Source organism: Sorangiineae bacterium MSr11954 (genome assembly GCA_037157815.1).
GTDB classification, from domain to species: Bacteria; Myxococcota_A; Polyangia; order Polyangiales; family Polyangiaceae; genus Pendulispora; species Pendulispora albinea.
Genome location: CP089984.1, coordinates 3,480,947 through 3,502,823, shown reverse-complemented (window position 1 = coordinate 3,502,823; position 21,877 = coordinate 3,480,947). Strand labels below are relative to the sequence as shown.

At 63.0% G+C, this 21,877-nt stretch carries 20 protein-coding genes, 1 tRNA gene and 1 pseudogene; 10 read left to right on the top strand and 12 right to left on the bottom strand.

Annotated features, from left to right (window positions below):
• Window positions 1–71: 71 nt before the first annotated feature.
• The 3 genes from istB to LZC94_13745 all read right to left on the bottom strand — a co-directional run bounded on the left by istB (window position 72) and on the right by LZC94_13745 (window position 3,057).
• Entirely contained in the window at window positions 72–758 is a 687-nt protein-coding gene (gene istB, locus LZC94_13755; protein WXB20185.1) for an IS21-like element helper ATPase IstB, read from the bottom strand.
• Window positions 721–2,394 (bottom strand): IS21 family transposase, encoded by a 1,674-nt coding sequence (istA, locus tag LZC94_13750; protein ID WXB18311.1) that lies wholly within the window; start codon window positions 2,392–2,394, stop codon window positions 721–723. Before istA ends, istB begins: the two co-directional genes overlap by 38 nt.
• A 192-nt stretch (window positions 2,395–2,586) precedes the next feature.
• A complete protein-coding gene (locus LZC94_13745; protein ID WXB18310.1) occupies window positions 2,587–3,057 on the bottom strand; it encodes a hypothetical protein in 471 nt (156 codons plus the stop codon).
• Window positions 3,058–3,171: 114 nt separating this feature from the next.
• Here LZC94_13745 and LZC94_13740 point away from each other — a divergent pair, with 114 nt between their 5' ends.
• The 3 genes from LZC94_13740 to LZC94_13730 all read left to right on the top strand — a co-directional run bounded on the left by LZC94_13740 (window position 3,172) and on the right by LZC94_13730 (window position 4,398).
• Window positions 3,172–3,501, top strand: coding sequence for a hypothetical protein (locus LZC94_13740; protein ID WXB18309.1), 330 nt, complete (start codon window positions 3,172–3,174; stop codon window positions 3,499–3,501).
• Window positions 3,495–3,893 (top strand): IS66 family insertion sequence element accessory protein TnpB, encoded by a 399-nt coding sequence (gene tnpB, locus LZC94_13735; protein WXB18308.1) that lies wholly within the window; start codon window positions 3,495–3,497, stop codon window positions 3,891–3,893. Before LZC94_13740 ends, tnpB (LZC94_13735) begins: the two co-directional genes overlap by 7 nt.
• Before the next feature lie 118 nt (window positions 3,894–4,011).
• Window positions 4,012–4,398, top strand: coding sequence for an IS66 family transposase zinc-finger binding domain-containing protein (locus LZC94_13730; protein WXB18307.1), 387 nt, complete (start codon window positions 4,012–4,014; stop codon window positions 4,396–4,398).
• 41 nt (window positions 4,399–4,439) lie between these two features.
• Here LZC94_13730 and LZC94_13725 read toward each other — a convergent pair whose 3' ends face one another.
• The 3 genes from LZC94_13725 to LZC94_13715 all read right to left on the bottom strand — a co-directional run bounded on the left by LZC94_13725 (window position 4,440) and on the right by LZC94_13715 (window position 6,859).
• Window positions 4,440–5,969: an IS66 family transposase gene (locus LZC94_13725; protein ID WXB18306.1), complete on the bottom strand. Its 1,530-nt coding sequence runs from the start codon at window positions 5,967–5,969 to the stop codon at window positions 4,440–4,442.
• 216 nt (window positions 5,970–6,185) lie between these two features.
• Entirely contained in the window at window positions 6,186–6,524 is a 339-nt protein-coding gene (tnpB, locus tag LZC94_13720; GenBank protein WXB18305.1) for an IS66 family insertion sequence element accessory protein TnpB, read from the bottom strand.
• Complete coding sequence (locus tag LZC94_13715; protein WXB20391.1) at window positions 6,524–6,859, bottom strand: hypothetical protein; 336 nt, start codon at window positions 6,857–6,859, stop codon at window positions 6,524–6,526. Before LZC94_13715 ends, tnpB (LZC94_13720) begins: the two co-directional genes overlap by 1 nt.
• On the opposite strand from LZC94_13715, the gene LZC94_13710 reads away from it, so the two are divergent.
• On the top strand, window positions 6,797–7,990 hold the full coding sequence (locus tag LZC94_13710) for an IS66 family transposase (GenBank protein ID WXB18304.1): 1,194 nt from the start codon (window positions 6,797–6,799) through the stop codon (window positions 7,988–7,990). The genes LZC94_13715 and LZC94_13710 overlap by 63 nt on opposite strands.
• Before the next feature lie 326 nt (window positions 7,991–8,316).
• Here the strand turns inward: LZC94_13710 and LZC94_13705 are convergent, their stop codons facing one another.
• Window positions 8,317–9,204 (bottom strand): hypothetical protein, encoded by an 888-nt coding sequence (locus tag LZC94_13705; protein WXB18303.1) that lies wholly within the window; start codon window positions 9,202–9,204, stop codon window positions 8,317–8,319.
• A 991-nt stretch (window positions 9,205–10,195) separates the two neighbouring features.
• Between LZC94_13705 and LZC94_13700 the strand changes: the two are divergent.
• From LZC94_13700 to LZC94_13690, 3 genes and pseudogenes are all read left to right on the top strand, one after another.
• Window positions 10,196–10,674, top strand: a pseudogene (locus LZC94_13700) (integrase core domain-containing protein).
• A 743-nt stretch (window positions 10,675–11,417) separates the two neighbouring features.
• A complete protein-coding gene (locus LZC94_13695) occupies window positions 11,418–12,440 on the top strand; it encodes a hypothetical protein (GenBank protein ID WXB18302.1) in 1,023 nt (340 codons plus the stop codon).
• Between the two features lie 42 nt (window positions 12,441–12,482).
• Window positions 12,483–14,366: a hypothetical protein gene (locus LZC94_13690; protein ID WXB18301.1), complete on the top strand. Its 1,884-nt coding sequence runs from the start codon at window positions 12,483–12,485 to the stop codon at window positions 14,364–14,366.
• A gap of 388 nt (window positions 14,367–14,754) precedes the next feature.
• Here the strand turns inward: LZC94_13690 and LZC94_13685 are convergent.
• From LZC94_13685 to LZC94_13675, 3 genes are all read right to left on the bottom strand, one after another.
• Window positions 14,755–14,827, bottom strand: a tRNA-Asn gene (locus tag LZC94_13685).
• 297 nt (window positions 14,828–15,124) lie between these two features.
• Window positions 15,125–16,141 carry a type I glyceraldehyde-3-phosphate dehydrogenase gene (gene gap / locus LZC94_13680; protein ID WXB18300.1) on the bottom strand — a complete coding sequence of 339 codons (1,017 nt, stop codon included), beginning with the start codon at window positions 16,139–16,141 and terminating at the stop codon, window positions 15,125–15,127.
• Window positions 16,138–16,659, bottom strand: coding sequence for a MarR family winged helix-turn-helix transcriptional regulator (locus tag LZC94_13675; protein ID WXB18299.1), 522 nt, complete (start codon window positions 16,657–16,659; stop codon window positions 16,138–16,140). Before LZC94_13675 ends, gap begins: the two co-directional genes overlap by 4 nt.
• A gap of 693 nt (window positions 16,660–17,352) precedes the next feature.
• Between LZC94_13675 and LZC94_13670 the strand changes: the two genes are divergently transcribed.
• Both LZC94_13670 and LZC94_13665 read left to right on the top strand, forming a co-directional pair.
• Window positions 17,353–18,306 carry a hypothetical protein gene (locus tag LZC94_13670; GenBank protein ID WXB18298.1) on the top strand — a complete coding sequence of 318 codons (954 nt, stop codon included), beginning with the start codon at window positions 17,353–17,355 and terminating at the stop codon, window positions 18,304–18,306.
• Window positions 18,296–19,384: a hypothetical protein gene (locus LZC94_13665; protein ID WXB18297.1), complete on the top strand. Its 1,089-nt coding sequence runs from the start codon at window positions 18,296–18,298 to the stop codon at window positions 19,382–19,384. The genes LZC94_13670 and LZC94_13665 overlap by 11 nt, the downstream gene beginning before the upstream one ends.
• A 22-nt stretch (window positions 19,385–19,406) precedes the next feature.
• On the opposite strand, the gene LZC94_13660 is transcribed toward LZC94_13665, so the two are convergent.
• On the bottom strand, window positions 19,407–19,871 hold the full coding sequence (locus LZC94_13660; protein WXB18296.1) for a hemerythrin domain-containing protein: 465 nt from the start codon (window positions 19,869–19,871) through the stop codon (window positions 19,407–19,409).
• Window positions 19,872–19,945: 74 nt separating this feature from the next.
• On the opposite strand from LZC94_13660, the gene LZC94_13655 reads away from it, so the two are divergent.
• Window positions 19,946–20,872: a LysR family transcriptional regulator gene (locus tag LZC94_13655; GenBank protein ID WXB18295.1), complete on the top strand. Its 927-nt coding sequence runs from the start codon at window positions 19,946–19,948 to the stop codon at window positions 20,870–20,872.
• Here LZC94_13655 and LZC94_13650 read toward each other — a convergent pair.
• A complete protein-coding gene (locus LZC94_13650) occupies window positions 20,862–21,821 on the bottom strand; it encodes a hypothetical protein (GenBank protein ID WXB18294.1) in 960 nt (319 codons plus the stop codon). The two genes, LZC94_13655 and LZC94_13650, sit on opposite strands and share 11 nt — an antisense overlap.
• Window positions 21,822–21,877: the final 56 nt, after the last annotated feature.

Genomic DNA, 21,877 nt, shown 5'->3' with positions numbered 1-21,877 from the left:
GAGCTGTTCCAAGCCGACGCGGGGGCTCAATCCGACATGACGCGGGGCCCGGAGCGTAGCGACGAGCGTGGTCAGGTTTTCGTTTCGGTCACCTCGGGGGCAATCGCCTTCTTCTTCCGCATCGAGCCGCCCCGAAGGGTCACCACGTGGGCGTTGTGCACGAGGCGGTCGCAGATGGCGTCCGCCATTGTCGCTTCGCCGATGGCTTGATGCCAAGTTTTCGTCGGAAGTTGCGACGTGATCACCGTCGACGATTGGTCGTACCGATCCTCCAGCACTTCGAGCAGATCGCGCCGCTCGATCTCCGTCATCGGCGACAACAGAAAATCGTCGAGCACGAGGACCGACATCTTCGCGATGCGCGCGAGCGCCTGGGCGTAGGTGCCCGCGGCACGCGCGACGGCGAGCTGCTCCAGCAGGCGCGACGTGCGAATGCAGAGCGCCCGAAAGCCTTGCCGGCACGCCGCTTGGGCGAGGGCTGCACCGAGAAAGCTCTTTCCGCCTCCCGTTGCTCCGACCACGATCACGTTCTGTTTCGCTCGGACCCAGTGGCAAGCCCCGAGCGTACGCGCGAAGGAGCGGTCGACACCGCGGCCTGCTTCGCACGATAGCTCTTCGAGGCTCACGCCATTGGGTATTCGGGCGTCTTTGAGCAAACGTTCGAGTCGCTTGTTTTCCCGTGCCACCCATTCGCGGTCGATCATCATCCCGATCACCTCGTCAGTGGAGAGGGGTTCCGTCGGGGGAGACGCGTGCATCTCGCGCACCGTCTGTGCCATCACGTGCAGCTTCATCTCGACGAGCTTCTGAATCGTTTCTTCCAGGATCACGTTCATCCTCCGTATCGAAGTAGCTTGCGCCGCGAATGTGCTCGTGCGCGATGGGCGCTCGAGTTGGGGGCTCGACCCGCGGCGCGCGGTCGAGGCCATTTTTGAGAATCGCCGTCACGCTCTTGCACGTGGGGCTGCCGATGCTCAGCGCACGAGCACACGCCGCATTCACGCGAGCCTTGCCGTATCGGTCGGCGAGCCGAATCACCCCGAGGCAGGTACGGTATCCGGTCTCTGGGTGCGTACGCTGCCCGAGAGCCCGACGCGCGAATTCACCGACCTGATCGCCAATGCTCTCGGCCCACGCGACCACGCGCTCGGGCGGCCACTTGCCATAGTCGCGGTGCTCGCGTGGCCGGTGTTCGTCGCAGATCACCGCCGTGCCCTTCGGACCATAACTGCGCACGTGGGACGCCACGCGCTCGCTCTGGTGCAGGATCTCGACACTCGTCGCGGTTGCACGAATCTCCACCTCGGCCCCCACCATCGTGTACGGCACGCTGTACAGTCGGTGCTCGTAGTCGACGCAGTAATCAATATTGACCTTCACCTTTCGCCACTTCGCGATCTGGTAGCGGTGAGCGGGCAGAGGGCGCATGGCGGGCTTGTCGATCGTCTCGAAGGCCGAGTGCCGGCATCCTTCGAGCTTTTGAAACGGGCGCTTGTTGAGCTGCTCGAGCAGCTCGCGGACCGCCACATTGAGCTCACCGGGTGAGAAGAAAGTCCGATTCCGGAGCGCCGCGAGGATCCACCGCTGCGCGATCAAAACGCCTCCCTCGACCTTCGCTTTGTCCCTCGGCTTTCTCGGCCGCGCCGGAATCACCGTTACGCCGTAGTGCTGCGCCATCTCGAGGTAGGTCGGGTTGATGTCCGGCTCGTACCGATCCGGCCCCGAAACGGCGCTGCGAAGTTGATCGGGCACGACGACCTCGGGGACGCAGCCGAAGTACTCGAAGGCGCGGATCGTCGAGCCGACGAAGTCGGCGACCTTCTGCGTGCGCGTCGCCTCGGCGTACGTATAGTTGCTCGCGCCGAGCACCGCGACGAACAGCTCGACTTCGTAAACCTCTCCGGTCGATGGATGGACGACGTGTGGCTTTCTCCCTGAGTAATCGATGAACATCTTTTCGCCGGCACGATGCACCTGGCGCATGACGACGCTCAGCTTCTTCTTCCACTGGGCATACAAGGCGCAAAAGCGGCTGTATTCGTAGGCTTTGAGCGGTGCCTGACCCATCGCCCCATCGCGGTACTCGACCCACAACGTTTGCAACGTGACCGCCGGACGCGACAGCTCTCGATGCACCCACGCGAAATCGATCGGCACGCGCGACGGCGGCTCGTTACGGCCACCATCGTGGAACAACCGCCCCTCCACCTCGGCGTCGCTCAGCAACCGGGCCTCCGCCCACGCGAGCCCCGCGGCACGTGCGCGCGCCAGGTAATCGCCGACGGTCGTCTCACCGATTGCCACCGACGCCGCGATCTCGGCGTGGCTGCGCCCGCACTCGAACTTCAATCTGAGAACTTCTCGGACCTTCCGCATGGACACTCGCTCCGACATCGCGCCTGTCTACGCGATGAAGCTGTGACCCTGCTCGCCGCTGCGGGGGGGACCGCCCCCTTTGGAATGCGTCCCCGGGTGCCTAGGAATCGGCCCCCGGGTGTCGTTGGAATGCGTCCCCGGGTGCCCAGGAATCGGCCCCCGGGTCACGTTGGAATGAGGCCCCGGGTGTCGTTGGAATCGATCCCCGAGTCACGTCGGAATACGCAGTACGGCCATGCGCTCGTCCGAGTAGGATTCTTTTGTGTACAAGACCACGGACGTCGTGCGAATGACGACCCGTGCCGTGCGTGCCGTCCGGTGCACGCGCTCGCGCAGTTCGAGCTCCACCGTTCCGCGAACCTTCCCCTTGCGCGCGACATCGCGCAATCGTTGAAGTCGACGTAGATTTCCAGCGTAGACAAATCGATGCGCATACGTAGAACGAACCGTGAACCATTCGCCCGAGTCACGCAAAGCCTTGAGTGTCCAGTACCGGTCGCCCTCGCGATCGACTTGAAACCACGCTTTCGAGCCACCAGCGGTCAGTGCCAACGTTGCGTCGCGGATCGCATCTACCCAATGACGAGTCTCCTTATCCTCCAGCGGCCGGCTTTGGCAATCGATACGTTTCTTCCGCCGCGCTCGTATCCACCACTGTTGATTCAGGACTCCGAGGGGCACTCCCTGCGGGGATACCGCATAGGCGTGTATTACCTTGAGGCCACTCGCTCCGAGTTGCGTGGATCCGACGCCGCGTAACCGTACGGGCAAAGACGCCGTGCGGGGCGGTCGCGTTTGATGTTCATTGCGCGCATGGCGAGACATGATGCGAACTGGTGGGCTGAGCGGATCAAGGAGCTGGCGCAAAGCGGCGACGCGGCGGGGATCGCCCGCCGACATAGCGTCAGGGAGCGGACGTTGATCTGGTGGCGATCCGAGCTTGAGCGGCGCGCGCGCACAGCAGGCCCCACGCGCCTGCTGCCCGTCGTCGTGACACGACCTGCGACGGTGGAGCGCGATATCGAGCTTGTCGTCGAAGCCGGGCCGGCACGCATCACGATGCGTGGAGCGATTACGGCCGAGCATCTTGCGGCGCTGGTGGCCGCCGCGGCGCGCGCGTGTTGAGTCTCGGGCCCGGCATCGAGATCGTCCTCGCGAGTGCGCCCGTCGACCTTCGGCGCGGACACGATGGCCTCGTGACGCTCGTGCAGTCTTTGTGGAAGGCCGACCCGTACAGTGGCACCCTCTTCGTGTTTCTTGGTCGCCGCATGGATCGCGTGAAGATCCTCTTCTTCAGCGCGGGCGGCTTCGTTGTCTATTACAAAAGGCTCGAATCTGGGCGCTTCACGCTGCCGCGGATCCCTGAAGGGGCCTCATGCATCGACCTCGACGCGACGTCGCTCACCATGCTGCTCGATGGTGTCGATCTTCGTCTCGTTCGACGCACACCGATGTGGAAACCCGCGAAGACGACCGCCGAAGCGAAAAAGGGGATCGACATTCGGCGGAGTGCATGATCAAAGCTGTTTATTGGTCCCTCCTCCCGACAACGACGAACACGGTTCCTGCGCTTGGCGCGAGTACGCGCAGTACCTCGAACAGGAGGGTGCGCGGGCGCAAGCTCGAATGGATATCATGCAGGCCGAGCTCGAGGTGCTCAAACGCGCCTTCGCCAGGCGTACCGAGAAGATGGGCAAGATGCCCAAGATCGCGCGGCCACCGAGGACGCCAGCGGAGATCGCCGAGCGCCGCACGGAGCAGGCTTTGCTTCGCGCGGAACACATCGTCACAGAAGAGAAGACGGAGCCCGTGCCCGAGACGCTGAAGAAGTGTCATCTTTGCGGCGGCACGAATTTTCGCAGCGTCGGCACCGGCAAGCCATCCGAGGTTTACTCGTACGTCCCGGGCTACTTCCGACGTGTTGTGCACACGCGCGAGGTCGTCGCGTGTCGATGCGGTGGATGCGTCATTACGTATCCCTCCTGCCAACCGCGTCGTGATTCCGTCGAGCAGGCGGCCTAGATTTGGCGGTGCGAATGACGGAGCTATCGAGCGCAGCGCTACTATGGGGACTCGCCGAGCTGCGGGGGGATGGTGATCTTCCCGAGAGGAGCCTCGAGCTCGTGGGGGAGGAGGCGGGCGCGCGTGGCGAGCCAGTTCATGGGGGCAAGTTCGACGACGCGTCGTTTGGGCCAACTCGGCAGGACACGAAACAGGTCGCGCAAGTATTCCTCGGAATCGAGTCCGGCGTGGCGCGCGGATGCGATGAGCGAAAGCCATGTGCAGGCCACTTCCGCGGCGTCGTCGGAGCCCAGGTGCATCCAATTTTTCCGTCCGATCGCCACATGTCGAATTTCGCGTTCAACGTCATTGTTGGAAAGTGGAATGCTCCCGTTCACCAAAAATCGCGTGAGCGCCTCCCAATGATTGTGGCTGTACCGAAGGGCGCGGGAGAAAGGCCCGCGTGGATCCACGCTGGGGTCGTCGAGCAGGCAATCGCGGGCCCTGGCGAAAATCTCGACCAGCGGTGCAGAGCGCTCTTTTCGAATCAAAAGGCGTGCGTCGGGCGAAAGGTGCGCGATGTCCCTCTCGATGGTGAACAGCTCGTCGGCAAGCTCGACGAAACCGCGCGCCCGCGTGTCGGTGGGCAAAGCAAAGAAATACTTGCGCCGGCAGTGTGCCATACAGCCGGCCTCTTTCGGCGCGCCGGGAGCGCGAAACAATTCGTCGTACACACTGGAGGCGTCTGCGACGACGATACCGCCAAATTCTTCGAGCCAGCTTTTCGGCATGTCGCTCGTGTGCAGCGCGGAATAGCGAAAAAAGACCTGCGCCCGATCGGCAAGGAGCACCCAGATGTGAGCTCTTCGATCGTGGGGGCTTGCCATCACGCGCACCCCCGTCGCATCGATGCCGATGACCTGGCACTGAGCCAACGCGTGTTCCCAAGCCGCATCGACGACGAGGCGCGCCACCGGCTCGGCGAGCTTTTCCCACGCGCTCAACGTGGAAACGGGCACACGCACACCATGCCGGGCGATGATCTTCGACAGGCGCGTGTACGGGATCTGATCGCCCCATTTCGAGTGAATCGTGTGGGCGAGCATCGCAGGATCGGGCAACGCGCGCGGAATCATCTCGTCGGGCACGGGCTCGATGTGCACGGCGACCGAGGCATCGTCATTGTCTTGGGCGAACTTTTTCCGGACCACACGCAATCGTGTATACCCGGACTTACGGAACGCCAATCGGTAAGAGACCTCCTCACCGATGTAGCGGGCTCCCTCAGGAGTTTCGCCGGGCGAAATGTCCACGGTTTCCACGGGCAGGTGCTCGGGAAGCTGCCCGCGCCCATGTGGAGTACGGCGCTTTCGGACACCGCTCGGAGGCGACGGGGGCACGCGATCGGGGCCGGCCAGTGGCTGCGCCGCGTTGGGCTTTTCGGGCTCGGCCGGGGCCGGCGATGGCTCACTGCCGAGAATCGTCGCATCGAGCAGCACCTGCAACGTGCTTGCCGGCAAGCGCTCGCGTTTGACGCCGAAAAGCTGCTTCGAGAGCCATGCCACCTGCGCCTCGAGGGCATCGATGCGCACGCGTTGCGATTCACTTTCGGCACGTAACCGTGCGTTTTGCTCGCGAAGCTCTCTATCCTCAGCCACAAGCCTCGACACCGCATCCGAGGACGCTCCTTGGGCCAGCGCCGCAACGAGAGCGGCCGCGATGCTGGCATTGGGGGGCGTGACGGGCGACACGGCTCGATGCATCGAGAACGTCGTGCATATCACGATATCGCATCATGCGATATGTATTCAGTGTACGCTGCTATTCTTTTTCTTACCTTCGACGGCGAGTCCTTCGAGAAATCGGGCAAACGCCTCGGGACTCATTTCCATACGCGAGGCGCCCTCGGTGCGCGGCGGCGCGACGAATACCCCCTGATCGAGGCGCTTGTATAGAAGCGCATATCCGGTGCGGTCGTAGAATAAGACTTTGCACCTGTCGGTCGCCTTGTTGAGAAACACGAAGAGCGAACCTCCTCGCGGATCGTCACCGAAACGCTCGCGCACAATCCCCGCGAGCCGATCGAAACTGATGCGAAGGTCGACCCGCTCGACACTCACAAAGATGCGGACATTCGCCGAGAACATCAGCTCTCCTCCAATACGCCGATCAACGCGCGAAGTACGGTGACGTTGGCCCCCGTCTGCACACGAAGTATCCGACCCGAGCGAAGAACCACTTCGATGCTGTCATAAGGCGAGGATGTCCCGCGCGCTACAGCGGTCGTCGCAATAGGCACCTCGGGTGCGGAGGCCTTGCGCGACGGCACAACCTCGACAAATCCCTTGCCGACTTCGGTGCTCGCTTCGGGCCGCGCGATCTTCCTCTTCCACCACACCAACGTCCGTGGATTCCACCCGTGCTTCTTCGCATATTCGCCCGCGCTCTCCCCGCTGGCCTCCCACGCCGCGATTCGCCTCACCCACTCCGGCCTCTTCGCTCGCTTCCTCATGCATCGCGAGTTTGCTGCCGCTTCGGCCCCTCGTCACGACGCGCTCCGCAGGACGGATACGTCATTACCGCGCCGCCGCCGGAGCGTTGGTCGGACAAGACGCGGTACGATTCGAGCTTCGTTGCGCACCTCGTCGTCTCGAAGTGCCTTGTCGTCACGCCGCTTTATCGTCTCGAGCAGTCGTTCGCGCGGCTCGGTATGCCCATCGCACGAAGCACGATGAATGACTTGTTCCGGCGTGCGGCGCAAAAGCTCGAGCCCCTCCGAGCCCCGCTCTTCGACGTCATCAAGAAGGACTTCCTCGTCCATGTCGACGAGACGTCGTTTACGCTGACGAAGCAAACCTCGAAGGCGTTTATCTGGGCCTTTGTTGGCAAGCGCCTCACGGGATATCGCTTTGAGCTCACGCGTGGTGGCGATGCTCCACTCGAGGTCCTCGGTGATTCGCCTGGCGCATTTCTGTGCGACGATTATCGTGGATATGACCCGCTCGAGAAGCGAGGACTCCGTCAGCGATGTGGCTGTCTCGCTCACGTTCGTCGGAAATTTTTCGAGGCCGGGGAGGTGCCCGAAGCGAAGGAAGCACTCGACCTCATCGCCGGAATGTACGGTGTCGAGCACGAGGCAGAGCATCGCGCGTTTCTTGGCACGGCCGAGCATCTCGCGCTGCGGCGCACCTATGCACGGCCTCTATTTGTGCGATTACTTCTGCTTTCTCGCGAACTTCGTCGTGCACACGGACCGAAGACGTTGCTCGGTCGTGCCGCGCACTATGTATGGCGCAACCTGCGCCCGCTCGGCCGTTTTCTCCGCGATCCGCGCATCCGCCTGGACAATAACTTGGCAGAAAATGCCCTTAGGCTCGTCGCTCTTGGCCGGAAAAATTTTCTATTTGTCCACAGCGAGGACGCCGGTAAGGAACTCGCACTGCTCTACTCACTGGTCGTCTCGTGCACACGCGTTGCCATCAATCCCGTTGAGTACATCGCGGACGTTCTCGAACGCATCGACAAGACCGCCGACGACAATCTCTCGAACCTCCTGCCCGATCGCTGGAAACCACACGCGATCGCATCACCCTCGACGTTCTTCGACCCTTAGACCATCGCGGATCGAACGGAACCCCGTTCAGGCCGTTCGCCGTACGGTTACGACGCCGCCAAACCCTTTTTCTCTCTTCCAGTCTGTCAGCCGCAGGCTTGTCCCATCAACAACGACATGAACCCACGACTCGTCCGCGCATCGGCGAACCGTCGCACTACGCACGGCTGCTAGCAGATCTTCGCTGCGGACCTTCTCGTTACTCAGGAAATCGTAGGCGGCTTGTTGCTCGGCACTGCTGCGAAAAACTTCGAGTACTCGGCCCCCCGGCCGCGCCGCAAGCGACGCCGTCATACGGACCAAACGAGCCGTTCTCCGCGCATCGCCTAGTTCCGCGTGGCCAAATTCCTCATATGCCCACTCCCGCGCATCCCGACCACTTGAATCGTCCATGCTTCCAAAAGGGACCATCGCCCGTCAAAATTCCCGAAGAAAACCAACTTCCGATCAATGCCCAGACCACTTCGTGGGGACTTGGGCGGACGCCGAAACTCGATTAGCCGGGTCTTTTCTGGATGCAGGGTCAGGGCGTACTTGCCGAATCGTTTCGGCAGCGCGTCCATCACCTTGCGTGCATCCATTTCATTCGCGAACAAAAGCACTGCATCGTCCGCATAGCGGACGAGGTGCGCCTCGCCCGAGAGGCGCGGTTTGACGATCTTCTCAAACCACACATCGAGCGCTTCGTGCAGGTAGATATTCGCCAAGATTGGCGAAACTACACCACCCTGTGGGCTTCCCGATTCCGGGTACATGATGCTCCCGTCCTCAAGTACGCCCGCATTGAGCCACTTGCCGATCAACCGCAGCAGCACTCCGTCGAGTACCCGTTGGCGCAGAATCGCTCGGAGGTGTTCGTGGTCCAAGTTATCGAAAAACTTGCAAACATCGATCTCGAGGACCCACGTGCTACCCATCTTCATCGCTTGCCTCCACGTCGCCTCCAGCGCTTGATGCGCAGAACGACCAGGACGGAATCCATACGAGCAGCCGAGAAAATCCTGCTCGTAGACAGCTTCCAGCACCATCGCAACCGCGCGCTGCAGGACTTTATCTTCGAAGGACGGAATGCCAATCGGCCTAGTTTCAGACCCGCTTCCCTTCGGGATATGGACCCGCCGCACGGGCGGCGCCCGGTATGTGCCAGACTTCGCGCGTTCGAGGAGCGCCCGGAGATTTTCTTCCAGATTCGCTTCATATTCTCCCGCGGTCATTCGGTCAACCCCCGGTGCGCCGTCCTTTTCGCGTACGCCGGTATGCTTCGCGTAGCCAGTCAATGTCGATGTGATGGGCAAGCGTGGTGAACGCCATGCCGGGCGCTTCGCGCGCCAGTTTCGCTATCCGTTCAAGTTTCGTTGAGATGGGTATAGAGCCCGATGTCTCCATCATCTTTCCTTTCAACGGTTCCGTAGCCCGGTGCCCGCCTTTCCTCTGCAGGGTCCCCTTTGGGAAGGGTTCCCCCGCTTCACAGGTCGTATCGAGCACTCCGACTTCCTGCCGCCCATCGCGCATTGCTTCGTTGCCTTCGCGCTGCGCTACCGCCGCCATTCAGCGGTCGGAGACGTCAGGATCTCCCTAGGTTCCTGGCAAACCCTTGCGTACATGCCCTGCTCTCCGACCCCGGTGGACCTACCTCGCCAGGCCTTCGGGCGTGCCCGACTTTTCGGCGTCTCGGTATTGCCTTCCGCACTCTGAAAAGCGTCGGCTCCACGATGTCAACCTTTCGGGGCTCTATGACACGGCCTGCATGCTCACTGTCTACGCTTGGCAGCCACGGTTACCCGTATTCCTCGTTACGGCCACGCAAGACTCGTTTCCGGATGGCGGCCCTGCCTTTCCGGACGGGACTTTCACCCGCTGGGTTCGAGAAGAAGGTTTCCGCTTATTTCATCTCGCTTTCTCCTTCTCCAGGCTTTACCTGGCGCACTCAGAGTAGTTGTCCACCCGGTTCGGCAGCCAGCGAGCGTCGAGCGGGCCCTCTGGTCAAGGGGGCATTGGCAGGTGGACAGTGCCGACGTACAGCGAATCGTTCAAGTCGAAAATGGTGCAACGGATGGCGGGACCGCAGGGTCGCAGCGCCCTGAGCCTCTCGAGCGAAACCGGCGTTTCACAAAGTGCTTTGTCGAGGTGGCTGCGTGAAGCAAAAGTGAGCCCGATGTGCATGCGGAGGAGAGCGCAGCAATTGCCGGACGGATTGTTGAATGGGCGTGTGAAAAGGAAGGCGTTGATCCTCGTGCCCTCGTTCTACATGCTGATAACGGTGGACCGATGAAAGGCTCGACCATGCTCGCCACGTTGCAACGACTCGGTGTGGTCGCCTCCTTCAGCAGGCCGTCCGTCAGTGACGACAACCGTACGTCGAGGCCGTGTTCCGCACCCTCAAATTTCGACCCGGATATCCGCGCAGGCCCTTCCCATCACTCGAGGCTGGGCGCCAGTGGGTCGACCAGTTCGTGCACCGGTACAACCACGAACACATACATAGTGCGATTCGCTACGTGACCCCCGCAGCCCGCCATGAGGGACACGACGTCGAACTCTTGGCCGCCCGCCACGCGCTGTACCAAGGCGCGCGACGTGGAACCCCTCGACGATGGACTCGTAACACCCGCGACTGGACTCCAGTCGGAACCGTTGTGCTTAACCCCGCCAAGGCGGGGAATCTTTCGTGCGCTATACACTGAATGTTCGTTGGACAACTCCCTTGACGCTCACCGAGCGAGGCGTCGATGATTGTTCGCCAACAAGATCTCGCCTCGACAACTTCCAAAATCCAAATGACGTGCACACGTTTATCCTCTCACGTGGTTCTGCTGCTATCGCAGTAGCCCCACACGTATAGGTTTTCGAATGGGCGGTCACGATGCTGCGTTCGCCTAGCGATTCCGCGACGCTAAACCAGGACTACGGAGGAGCCGTCGTCCGTCTCGCGTGGGCGGTCGATCGGAGAAGCGGAGAGCGGATACTCCTCTGTGGAGGGGTGGAGCTCATACCACGAGAGGTGCCGCCGCCGGAGCCGACGCTGGAGCGACACTTGAAGCTCGCAGGTGGGCGATACTTTATCTACGCTCATGAGGTCGTTGTTTCCGCCCACCGCGGCTTGGAGTGGTTCGACGAGGCCGAAAGGGGAGTATGCATCCGGATCGGAAAAAGCGGTGAGCTCCCGGACAGCCAGGATCCCGCAGCCCTACAGTTCACGAAGGTCGCTCTAGCGCCCGAGCCCCCAGGTCCTGCCACCGTAGCCCCGACGATTCAGGTTCCGTTCGCGGCTGACTGGCACTGCACGCCCCGAGTGCGGCACCTCGTTGCGACTTCGGACGTCCGGGGACGATTTGCGGTCGAGGAGCGCCCGGCGATAGCCGACTGGCTCGAGGCGGAGCTCCACGTTAATCTCGAGCTCCTGCCGGAGTTTTGGGGCTCCGTTCACTTGATCGCGCCGAACCCGGTCTTCCGATCGTTGCGTCTTCATCATGAGCGGGATGAGCAAGGCCAATCGTCCCTCGTTGCTGTGATTACTCCCCGTAGCGGTCAGACGCTTGCAGGGCTTCACCTCATCATCGAGGAGGAGCGAACTTCCGGCCTGGGCGTCTTCACGAGTGTCCCGCTCAACGACGCAGTCACCCGTATTCCCCTGCCGACTGCGCCCGGTAGCATCCGAGAGCGCGTCGCCGATCCGGTGCGAGGCGTCCTGTGGGATGCTGGACTATTTGCCGTGTATGAGCTCGGTTTCTCGCTCTCTGCGAACTTGTCCTCGACGGTAAGGACGGTTGCAGCTGCACGTCCTGATGAAGAAGGGTACTCCGTTGCCCTCGTGGGCGACCTACGCAATGAGACTCGCGTTGAGGGCAGAGCACCGCTTCCGGCAGCCACGGTTCTTCATCAGGCATCAGTGGATCGAGCACGTCGGCAGTACGGGGCGGAGCGGCAGCGCTGGTTCCGCAATCAATCCGCCGATGGCATTAGTGCACTGCGCGAGTTGATCGGCAAGGTGGAGAATGAGCTGCTTGTCTGTGACCCGTACTTTGGCGGCGATGACGTCCAAAGGCTGGTGCTCGCCATTGCCAAACCAGACGCTAGAGTGCGCATCCTTGCGAGCGCGATGCACCTCCATCGGGAGCGAGATAATGGGACTACAGAGGGGCAGTACCTCGACGAACGCCTCGTCGAGGCGATGCGTGCGCCACCGATGAATCCTACGGAAGTGCGTGTAATGACAGGGGCGAAGGCTGCCATCCACGACCGATTCCTCTGGCTCGGAGATCGGCTTTGGATGCTTGGTTCGTCGGTAAACCGCTTTGGCGGCCGAGGAACATTGATGGTTGTCGTCCCTGACCATGAGCCAGTGATGCAAGACCTCGAGCGAGTCTGGATGGAGTCGCCGACACTCGCCCAATGGCTTGCCGACCACCCACCGAAACGTCCGGTGATTATTGCGGGGCTAGATAAATGAGGCTCGCTGTCGGTTCAGTGACCATGGCGCACAGGTGACATCTTGAAGGACGCGAGATTCGTCGATGAAGCAAGGTGGATCGTGGCTAATGAGCGTGGGAAAGCTCACGGCGAGGCCCTTCTGGGCGAACTTGGAGACCCCACCGTGCTTATGGCTGGAGTTCTCGCCGTTCTTTCCAACAATCGCGACATGGTTAAGGTGCTCCCTGAGACCCTCGCCGAGGAGGTGACGCGATTCGTGAACCGCCTCGATGTTCGCACCGATAGCGCCTGGTTCGCGATCGCTAAGGGGCTCGCCTCTCTTGGTATCATAGGAGCACCATCGCTGCTTCGTCTGATGGAATCGGCAAGTCGACTTGAGCGCGCTCCGCAATGGGTTCATCACACGTTCCACGAAGAGGCTTTCGCACTGCTCCGGGATCTCGACGAGCCGACCCTCGAAGCATGGCTCGCACTCTCGAGCGCGGCGCCGACGGTACCGATTGCTGATGCACGAGTGTCGTCGGCGCCGATCGAGGTGACGCGCCGCGAGGCGTCGTGGCAAGTGTCGGATCCCTTCGAGCTCTGGGACGAAGGTGGCGCAGCGATTCCCCTTGTGGCCGCGTACGAGCCGTTGAATTTGCTCCGGCGCTTCGATGACCGACGATGGTTTCGCGCAGTCGACGCCTGGGAAGATGGACGATTGGTTTTTGCGGCTCTCTTCGGGAGTCATGTTCTCCACGATCGTGAGACTCTTCTACGATACCTCACCGATGCGGCCCCGGTGTTCGGTGAATCTGGCGAGTGGACTGGTCGCACTGCAGGACTCATCCTCGCTAAAAGCATTATCGAGCACGCCTCCGCACTCGCGAATGCGATTTCTTGGCAGCGCAACGTAACTGACGCAGAGCCCGATGCAGCTGTCGCTCAATTGATCAACGAAGAGCTCCCCGCCTACTTCGCCCACGCGTGGCGCGTGCTGCTGACTCGAAGCGACGGCTTGGCGCTTGCCGCCGCGCTTCACGTTCGCCTGGCGGACCCACGGCCCAGGCCGGGGGTCTATCGTGTCGACGTTCCGTCCATCGCGCTGCGAACCCTTTCGGGATGCCTCACTGCGATCCGTCCGAGAGCAGCGCAATTCAGGACGCTGTGGCGACTTCGTCGTGAGGCTCAGGAGCGTGCAGGCCGAGGAAGGCACGTCTCGGGACTACGTGCATTCGCCTGTATGGTGGCGATCACGGCAAGCGATGAGCCACTCGACCCGGAGCTCTTCGACTGGCTTGGTGAGCTACTGCGCGGCGATCCGTCTGACTGGCGGTACTTCGCAAACTGCGGTGCCCTCCCTGAGCTACTCGATCGCATGGTCAGCCTCCTCGCGAAGAACAATGACCCCATTCCGAAATTCGAAGCGTTGTACGCATCACTCGAACCAAGTCGGCGGCGTGGCGAGTTTGGACGGACGCACACTGAAAACGATGCCGACCTCGCCAGCGTCGTGCTCATCGTCCTCCTGGCGGCTGTCTTGGACAAACGCGTCGTTCGAAATGGCGAGGACATTGTCGAGACGTCCTCGCGTCTTTTCCGGCGTGCTCTTCGACTTTACCTGGTCTCGTCGCCGGCCTTCGAGCCGACCCTGAGCGCCCGTGCCGCGCTCACGTTTACTATTCAAGTATGCGTTCGCGCCAATCAAGCAATGCTTGAGGAGTGCCTCGGTCCGGTGTTGACGGACCCGGGCCACGCGGCCGAGGTTTTAGCGGCCCTCCTAAGCAGCGTACCGCGCCACCGGCTCGAGAGAGCCGTCGAAGCGACCTACGGAAACCTGCTCATTCTCCAGAGTCGCTCACTGGAGTGGGCGGTGGCAACGAAACTCCAGTGCGATCGAAGAGCCGTCGACGCACTCGCGGCGGCCCTCCGTCTACCGCCTGCGGAAACTCCAGGGACCCCGTGAATCTCCAGAAACGTCCGATCACCAAAACAAGAGGAGTCACGAACGGTCATCGTCGACAGGGCCGCGTGATGATCCGAGTTCTTACAATGGACACCCGAGCCCGGCAGTCAAGAGCGGCAAGTGCGCGGGTTCGTCCAGAGCTTTGTTGTGGAGCCCTGAGTTAACCTGGTTAACAGCCGCTGTTAACCGAGCTTTGTTTCGCTGTGACCCAAACCTCGAGACAAAGCTCAGGTCGAGCGCTTGGGCCAGCACTCTCCGCCATGGCCGAGACCATGGGAGGGCTTCGTGGCTCTCGACAAAGCTCCCTCGAAGCCCGCATTTCTCCTTACAACGGCGACCCGCCTGTTCACCAGCGGGTCACCAAGTTCGTAAGTCGCTACGAAAGAAGCTCCGGCTGTAGGACTCGAACCTACGACCCGGCGGTTAACAGCCGCCTGCTCTACCAACTGAGCTAAGCCGGAATTGACGAACACGTATATTGGGACCGCGGGGGTTCGTCAAGCTAACGCGATGCGTGCGTTGAAAAAAATGAACGGCAGGGGTGCGTGGTTCGCCCGGTGCCTCGAAATGGCCGCAGAATGGCGCCCGTTCCACCCTTCAGGCGTCCCTTGGTGTCGAACGGCCATGGGGCGGCATCTACCGCCGCCCCCGCTAGCGCCGCCGCGCTTCCGAGCGCCTCGCCTCTTGCGGCCACGCCGGTCGCGAAGGAGCAAGCGCGCGGCAACGACGACGACGACAGCGGCGGCGACAACGGCGACTCAAAGGCCCGACGCGACGAGCTGCGCAAGCTCGATCATGCGGTTCGAGAAGCCCCACTCGTTGTCGTACCAGGCGAAGACCTTGGCGAAGTGGTCGCCGAGCACTTGGGTGAGGGTGGCGTCGAAGATGGATGAGCGCGGATCGCCGAGGTAGTCGCTCGAGACCAAGGGCTCGTCGGTGTAGCCGAGGATGTTTCGCATCGAGCCCTCACTCGCGGCTTTCATGGCGGCGTGGATGGCGTCCTTCGACATGGGGCGCGTGCTCTCGAAGGTAAGATCGACCAGCGAGACGTCCATGGTGGGGACGCGCATCGCTTGGCCGTCGAATTTTCCTGCCAGGGAGGGGATGACCTCGCTGAGGGCTTTGGCGGCGCCCGAGGATGCGGGGACGATGTTTTGGGCGGCGGCGCGGGCTCGGCGTAGGTCGCCTTTGCGGTGGGGCATGTCGAGGAGCGCCTGGTCGTTGGTGTACGAGTGGGTCGTGGTCATGAGGCCGCGCTCGAGGCCGAATTGGTCGAGTAGGACCTTCGCGACCGGGGCGAGGCAGTTGGTCGTGCATGAGCCGCACGAGAGGATCGTGTGATGGGTGGCGTCGTAGGCTTCGGGGTTGACGCCGAGGACGATGGTTGCGTCGTGGCCTTTGGCCGGTGCGCCGATGATCACCTTGCTCGCGCCGGCGGTGAGGTGGGCGCCGGCCTTGGCGCCGTCGGTGAAGAGGCCCGTGCACTCGAGCACGACGTCGACGCGGAGCTCCTTCCATGGGAGCTTGCTCGGGTCCTTCTCGGCTGTGACCCGGATGGGGTGGTCGCCGATGACCAGCTCGTCGCTCCGCGCGGTCGCAAGGTGGGACGCTCGGCCGTGGACCGTGTCGTAGTTATATAAATGTGCGAGCGTCTCGGCGTTGGTGAGATCGTTGAGGGCGACGATTTCGATGTCCGAGATGCTTCGCTCGAACATCGCGCGCACGATGCAGCGGCCGATGCGGCCGAATCCGTTGATTGCAATTCGCGTCGTCATGAGCAGGGATCCTCCGAGGGGTGGCGGGATGGGGTCGATGGCTCGCCGGCGCCCGTTTGCTCGGCAGAGTGGCCGCCGAAGGCGTCGAAGAGCTTCTTCGCGATGCGATAAAAATCGCGGAGATCGCGCTCGTCGAGCACCCCGACGACGCGCGATGCGAACCGTGCGCGCGCCGCATCCACCCGAACGCGCGTGCGCTGGCCGCTGACGCTGAGCCCGAGGACGTACTCGCGGCGGTCCTCTTTGCTGCGCGTCCTCCGTACCAGTCCGCGCTCGAGGAGCGTCTGGAGGAGGCGGCCCGTCAATGTCGGTGCGGTGCCGGTCGCGCGGGCGAGGTCGGCTTGCGAGATTCCGCGATGCCCGCCGATGTAGCGCAGGAAGTAGGCCTGCAAGCTCCAGAGCTTCTCCGCCTCGTACGTCTCGTCGGAGACGGACATGAGGCACCGCCAAAGGGCGCCGAAGGTCTCGATGAAGGCGATGGGGTCGCTCGGAGCAGGGGCTTTGCCGCGGGCCGACATAGTGCACCTAGTATACGATATTTAATGCACCTAGTATATGAATCGAAGCTGCTGGAGTGCACGGGTCTGCCAGCGTGTGCGATTCCATCGACGCGAACGGGCACGGCACATCGTGCGTCCCGCGGATCGACGGCACTCCACGTTCCGCGGCCGGAACGGATGCTGCCTCCCCGTCGCAAAGATACGGCGAGCCCGGCCGCGCGATCGAGCAAGCCCGATACGATGCGGGCTCGAACATCGGCAACCATGCGTCCCGGCGCAGCGTGGCATACGCGTTGCTCGCCGGCACGGTGGGCACGTGGTGATGCCCGGAGGTCACTCATGCGGCTTCGATCACGGGCGCGCCTTCGTGCGCGCTTCCTCCACGCACTCCGCGCCCTTTGCGCATTCCTCGCGTCGTGCGCCCTCTTCACGCTCCCAACGGCGCAACTCCAATGCGGCGGGACCGCCTCCGACCCAATCCCACCCACGAACAATCCCCTCCCCCAACGAGACGCCGCAACCGCCGACGCCCCCCCGAAAGCGCAAGATGCGCACATTCGAGTCCACTACCCCGCTGGAGCGCGCCCCCTCCCCCTCACCTTGGCGGCCGAGAATTCGTCCGGTACGCAACTTTCTCCGCTGACGAAAACGACGAACGACACCTGGGAGGTCACTATCGAGAACCTCACCGAGCCTCTATCCTTCCGCCCCATGCGCGATCGTATGCCGGCGAAAGGAGGTCCCTACCGCGTACGGCCCGGTCAGACCCTCGACGTTTACCCCTGGTTCGAGCGCGACACGGGGACGATCGCCCGCTTCGATGCGCGCTTCGCGTCGCGCATTCTAAACAACACCCGCGGGATTCGCATGTACGTTCCGCCGAGCTACCGTGAGAATACGCTCAAGCGATATCCCGTCATCTACATGCATGACGGCCAAATCCTCTTCGATGCCGACATGGCGATCGAGGACGGGCTCGCGAAGAACGGATACGGCAGCTGGAAGCTCGAAAACGTGATGGACACGGAGATCGCGGCAGGCCGGATCCCGGAGGCCATCGTGATTGGAATCGACATCGTCTTGGAGCTCCATCCGAGCGATCCCACCCGGCAGCGCACCCGAGAGCTGACACCCACCCCGGACGATGCGTTCGTAGGGTTCGGCGGCACCGGACAGGGAACGCAGTACCTTCGCATGATCCTCGAGGAGCTGCGACCTGCGGTGAACGCGCGCCTTCGCACGCGCGACGATCGCGAGCACACGTTCTTGCTCGGCTCCTCGCTCGGCGGGCTCATGAACGTTTGGGCCGGCCTCTATCATGGGGATACGTTTGGCGCGATCGCCAGTCTTTCGACGGCCTCGTATTGGGACAAAGAGGTCGTCGTGGCCCGCGCCCAAACCCTTACGATGGGCTCGACCACGGCCTCGCGGATCTACATCGATGTCGGCCAGGACGAGCGCGAGAGCGGCGGCGATCCCAAATTGAACGAATCGATGCCGACCGCGGCGCAGCAAGAGCGGCTCGAGGCCGCGCTGGTTCGAATGGGGTACGTCGAGGATCGGACCCTGATGGCGGTCGTGGACCCGGCTGGCAAACACCATGGCGCGTCGTGGAACAAACGCGCCCCGGTCGCTCTATCGTTCCTCCTTGGCCGTGAGCTCTAACGCCTCCCGCCCCCGGTGGCGCACCATCGCGCGATGGGCCTCCTTGACCGCGCTCGCGATGGGAAGTGCGGCCTGCGGGATGATCCTCGGAGACTTCCCGGACGGAAAACTGAGCACCGGGGGCGATGGTGACGTGCCGGTACCCGCCGAGGCGCCCGAGGGAGCGATCTGCTTCGTTCCAAATGCCGAGATCCTCGGGCTCGCGATCGATGCGACCAGCATCTTCTGGCTGCGTGCGACGACTTCGGACGAGAAACCCCAGTTTGCCGTGGAGGTGTGCCCGAAAGGCGGCGGCGCGCCCCAACGCGTCGCGATCGTAGCGCGCAAGCCCGCGGCGATCGCGCTCTCGGAACGACACGTCTTTTGGAGCATCGACGAGCCGCTCGAGAGCTCCGGCGGCGTCTTTCGCGCGAGCAAGGCAGATGACGCGGGCGCACCTGCCGGCGATCAGGGGCAGCCGGTCTTCCTCAAAGTCAATCACCCGGGGCCCATCCACTTCGCCAATGGAATGCTCTACACGGGCACCCGCGTGGGCATCATCCATAGCACTTCGCCGGAGACCGGGAACCCCACCGGGGAGGCTATCCCCAACATCGGAGATCCCGCCAGCATCGCCGTCTCCGAAACGCACCTCTATTGGTCCGATCGCGATACCGGTGCCATCTCGACCGCGCCCCGCCAAGGTGACGTGCTCAACGTCGATTTCGTGGCGCGCTCGCCCGCGCAGCGTTCCCTGCTCGCCTACGATCGCGGTGCCCTGCACTGGGTCACGGTGGGAACCACCGGCGCGACCATCGAGTCCAAGTGCCCCAAGGGGTGCGAGGTCAAACCGATCGTGATGCAACCCAACGGGTTCGCGGCGTTCGCCGTGCGGAACGGCATCGTTTATTGGACCGCGAACGAAAACGGCACCGCCGTGGTGTGGCGATGCACCGATCTCGCCGCGTGCGAGGCGGGTAAGACGGCGCAGTGGAGCAGCGCCAACACCATGGCCTCGCACCTTGCCATCGATGATGGCGCCGTCTACTTCGTGGCGAGCCGCGGGAAGGACAGCTACATCGTCAAGCGGGCCCAGTGAACGCCGTCGTCGCCATTTGCCACTACCGCGGCCTCTTCGCCTCCATCTCGCGCCCAAACGCCACCAGCTCCTCGTAGGTGACCATCGTCCGCAAACGCGGCGGCGCGAGGCCCATTTCCTCCTCCCGCGCGTGAAGCTCGAACTGCGCCCCGAGCTCCGACGCCAGCGCGAACACGCCCTTCGGATCGAGGTGCGGCGCCTCCCCTTTCGCGAGGAGCCGCTGGCAAAGCGCGTGCAACGCGTCGTGCTCGCGATCGCACGCGTCGAGGAAGCTCACGTCGGTGCTCCGCAGCCGCCCCGCGCGGCGCAAAAACGGAAAGAGCCCGGTGCTCTCGGCCTGATGGTGCCAAAGCATCGCGCGGCAAGCGAACGCCGTCTTCGCCGCGAGCTCCTCCGCGGGAGCTCGCGGGAGCTCGGCGAACAGGCCGAGCAGGTATGCGTGTACCTGGCGAAGCTGGGTTTCGTGGGCAACGTAAGGATCGTCCATGCCGTGAGCGTAGGTGCGCGCGCCCGTTGCGCCACTTGCATGAAATAGGAAAGACTGTTGCCATAGGTGCAAGGATGGACCACGATCTCAACGACGCACGCTTCTTTGCCGAGGTGGTCGGCCGCGGGAGCTTCTCGGCCGCGGCGCGCAGCGCCGGTCTTCCGGTGTCGACGGTGAGCCGGCGCATTGCACGGCTCGAGGCGCGCCTCGGTGTGGCGCTGCTCACGCGAACGACGCGCCAGCTCGCGCTCACCGAAGCGGGGCGCGTGTACCACGACCACGCGGTGCGCGCGGTCGCGGAGCTCGATCGGGGCGAGAAGCTGGTGCAGGATCTGGGCGCGAGACCCAAGGGGCGCATTCGCCTCGCCGCCACCTACAGCGTCGCGGTCCTGCTGTGGCCCACCATCTCCGAGTTTCTCCAGCGCTTCGGCGACGTGAGCATCACCCTCGATGCGCACGAGCGCCGCGTGAACCTCGTCGAGGAACGCTACGACCTGGCCGTCCGCACCGGCGAGCTGGACGACTCCAGCATGATCGCGCGCAAAGTCCTCGAGGGCGTCTACGGCTTCTTCGCCAGCCCCGACTACATCGCACGGCGCGGACGGCCGCGGACCGTTCGCGAGCTCGGGCAGCACGACTGCGTCCTCTCCGGCGATCGCTCGAAGCGCGATCGCTGGATCGTGCGGCAAAGGCGGCGCACCGTCCGCGTCGCGGTCCGCGGGCGAATCCACGTCAACGAAATCGGGCTCGCCCGCCAGGCGACCCTGGACGGTTATGGGATCGGACGGCTGCCCCTCGCCATGGCAAGCGGCTATGTGCGCGAGGGCCACCTCGTGCGCGTGCTGCCAAACGCGGACAGCGGCCCCATCCCCGTATGGATCGTCTATCCATCGCGCCGCGCGCTCTCCGCGGCCATGCGCGCCTTCGTGGACTACCTCGTCGAGCGGCTTCCGCGCATGTACGAGCAGATCAAACGGGGCGCATCATCGATTACAGCTTGACGTCGCTGCAGGGGACGGGGTCGCAGGAGACGACTTCCTCGTAGGGCAGCCATTTGTCGTAGCCCGACTTTCCGGGTTTGCCTTGCATCCAGTAGAACCACTCCTCGTAGCTGTACCGGCCCGCGACCTTGTCTTTGCATATATTGATATCGGCCGCCCACTCGTCGAAGCTCGCGTGCTCGTTTTGCGCCATGCGCTCGAGGACGCATGCATCGTCGAAGCGGCATCCCTCGTGGGAGCCACATTCGATGAGACGATAGGTGCAACGCTCGCATCGGAAGCCGCTGTTGGGGCAGTTGCTCATGCTCCTCATGCGGATGGCGTATGCGGGGCTTCGGTCCCGGCACGTGGCCTGGCCCGATTTCCCACACGAGCCATATTCGCACCAACGGCCGCGGGTGTCGTCGTAGACCAATTGGCCTTTGACCCGCACCGGGTAGTTTTGGCAGCGCGGGGGATCGTGCTCGCCCAAGGGATGATCGGTCCCCACGAGCTGCGCGCACGCATGATACAATGGGGTATTGTCGATGAAGGCGGCCTTGACGATCGGGCTGCTCTTCGACACCAAATTGCCCGCGCCGCCCACCAACCCCTGCGTGCCGAGCCCCTGCTTGGCCGACGCCCCCGCGACATCGGTCACCCGAATGGGTACGGATCGAACGGAGCCGGTCTGCGCATTCTTCAGACGAAGCTCGGTTTGGGCTTCGTCGAGCGTGTACGTGCCGCGCTCTTGGCACGTCCCTTTTTCGTCGCAGGGTCGGGTCAGAAAATACGTGGACGACGCGTCTTCGAACGCGAGCGACGTGATCGACCCAGGGCCTGCCGCCTCGTAAATGCCATCGAGCTTGGGCTTGGCCGGCGCGTCCTCGGGCGACGAGGAACACGATGATGCCGCGATCCCCACCGCTGCAAATGCCAGAGCCCCTGTAAGCTTATGCCAACGCCTCATGATGTTTACCTCTCTACGGTACAATCTCATGCAAGGCGGAATCCAAACGCATCCAA

Coding starts and splice junctions, on each gene's coding strand:
- istB (WXB20185.1), bottom strand. CDS start 758: ATGCACGCGTCTCCCCCGACGGAACCCCTCTCCACTGACGAGGTGATC.
- LZC94_13660 (WXB18296.1), bottom strand. CDS start 19,871: ATGGACGATCCTTACGTTGCCCACGAAACCCAGCTTCGCCAGGTACAC.
- gap (WXB18300.1), bottom strand. CDS start 16,141: ATGACGACGCGAATTGCAATCAACGGATTCGGCCGCATCGGCCGCTGC.
- LZC94_13655 (WXB18295.1), top strand. CDS start 19,946: ATGGACCACGATCTCAACGACGCACGCTTCTTTGCCGAGGTGGTCGGC.
- LZC94_13730 (WXB18307.1), top strand. CDS start 4,012: ATGCAGGCCGAGCTCGAGGTGCTCAAACGCGCCTTCGCCAGGCGTACC.
- LZC94_13650 (WXB18294.1), bottom strand. CDS start 21,821: ATGAGGCGTTGGCATAAGCTTACAGGGGCTCTGGCATTTGCAGCGGTG.
- LZC94_13675 (WXB18299.1), bottom strand. CDS start 16,659: ATGTCGGCCCGCGGCAAAGCCCCTGCTCCGAGCGACCCCATCGCCTTC.
- LZC94_13705 (WXB18303.1), bottom strand. CDS start 9,204: ATGACCGCGGGAGAATATGAAGCGAATCTGGAAGAAAATCTCCGGGCG.
- tnpB (WXB18305.1), bottom strand. CDS start 6,524: ATGTTCTCGGCGAATGTCCGCATCTTTGTGAGTGTCGAGCGGGTCGAC.
- istA (WXB18311.1), bottom strand. CDS start 2,394: ATGTCGGAGCGAGTGTCCATGCGGAAGGTCCGAGAAGTTCTCAGATTG.
- LZC94_13670 (WXB18298.1), top strand. CDS start 17,353: ATGCGCGATCGTATGCCGGCGAAAGGAGGTCCCTACCGCGTACGGCCC.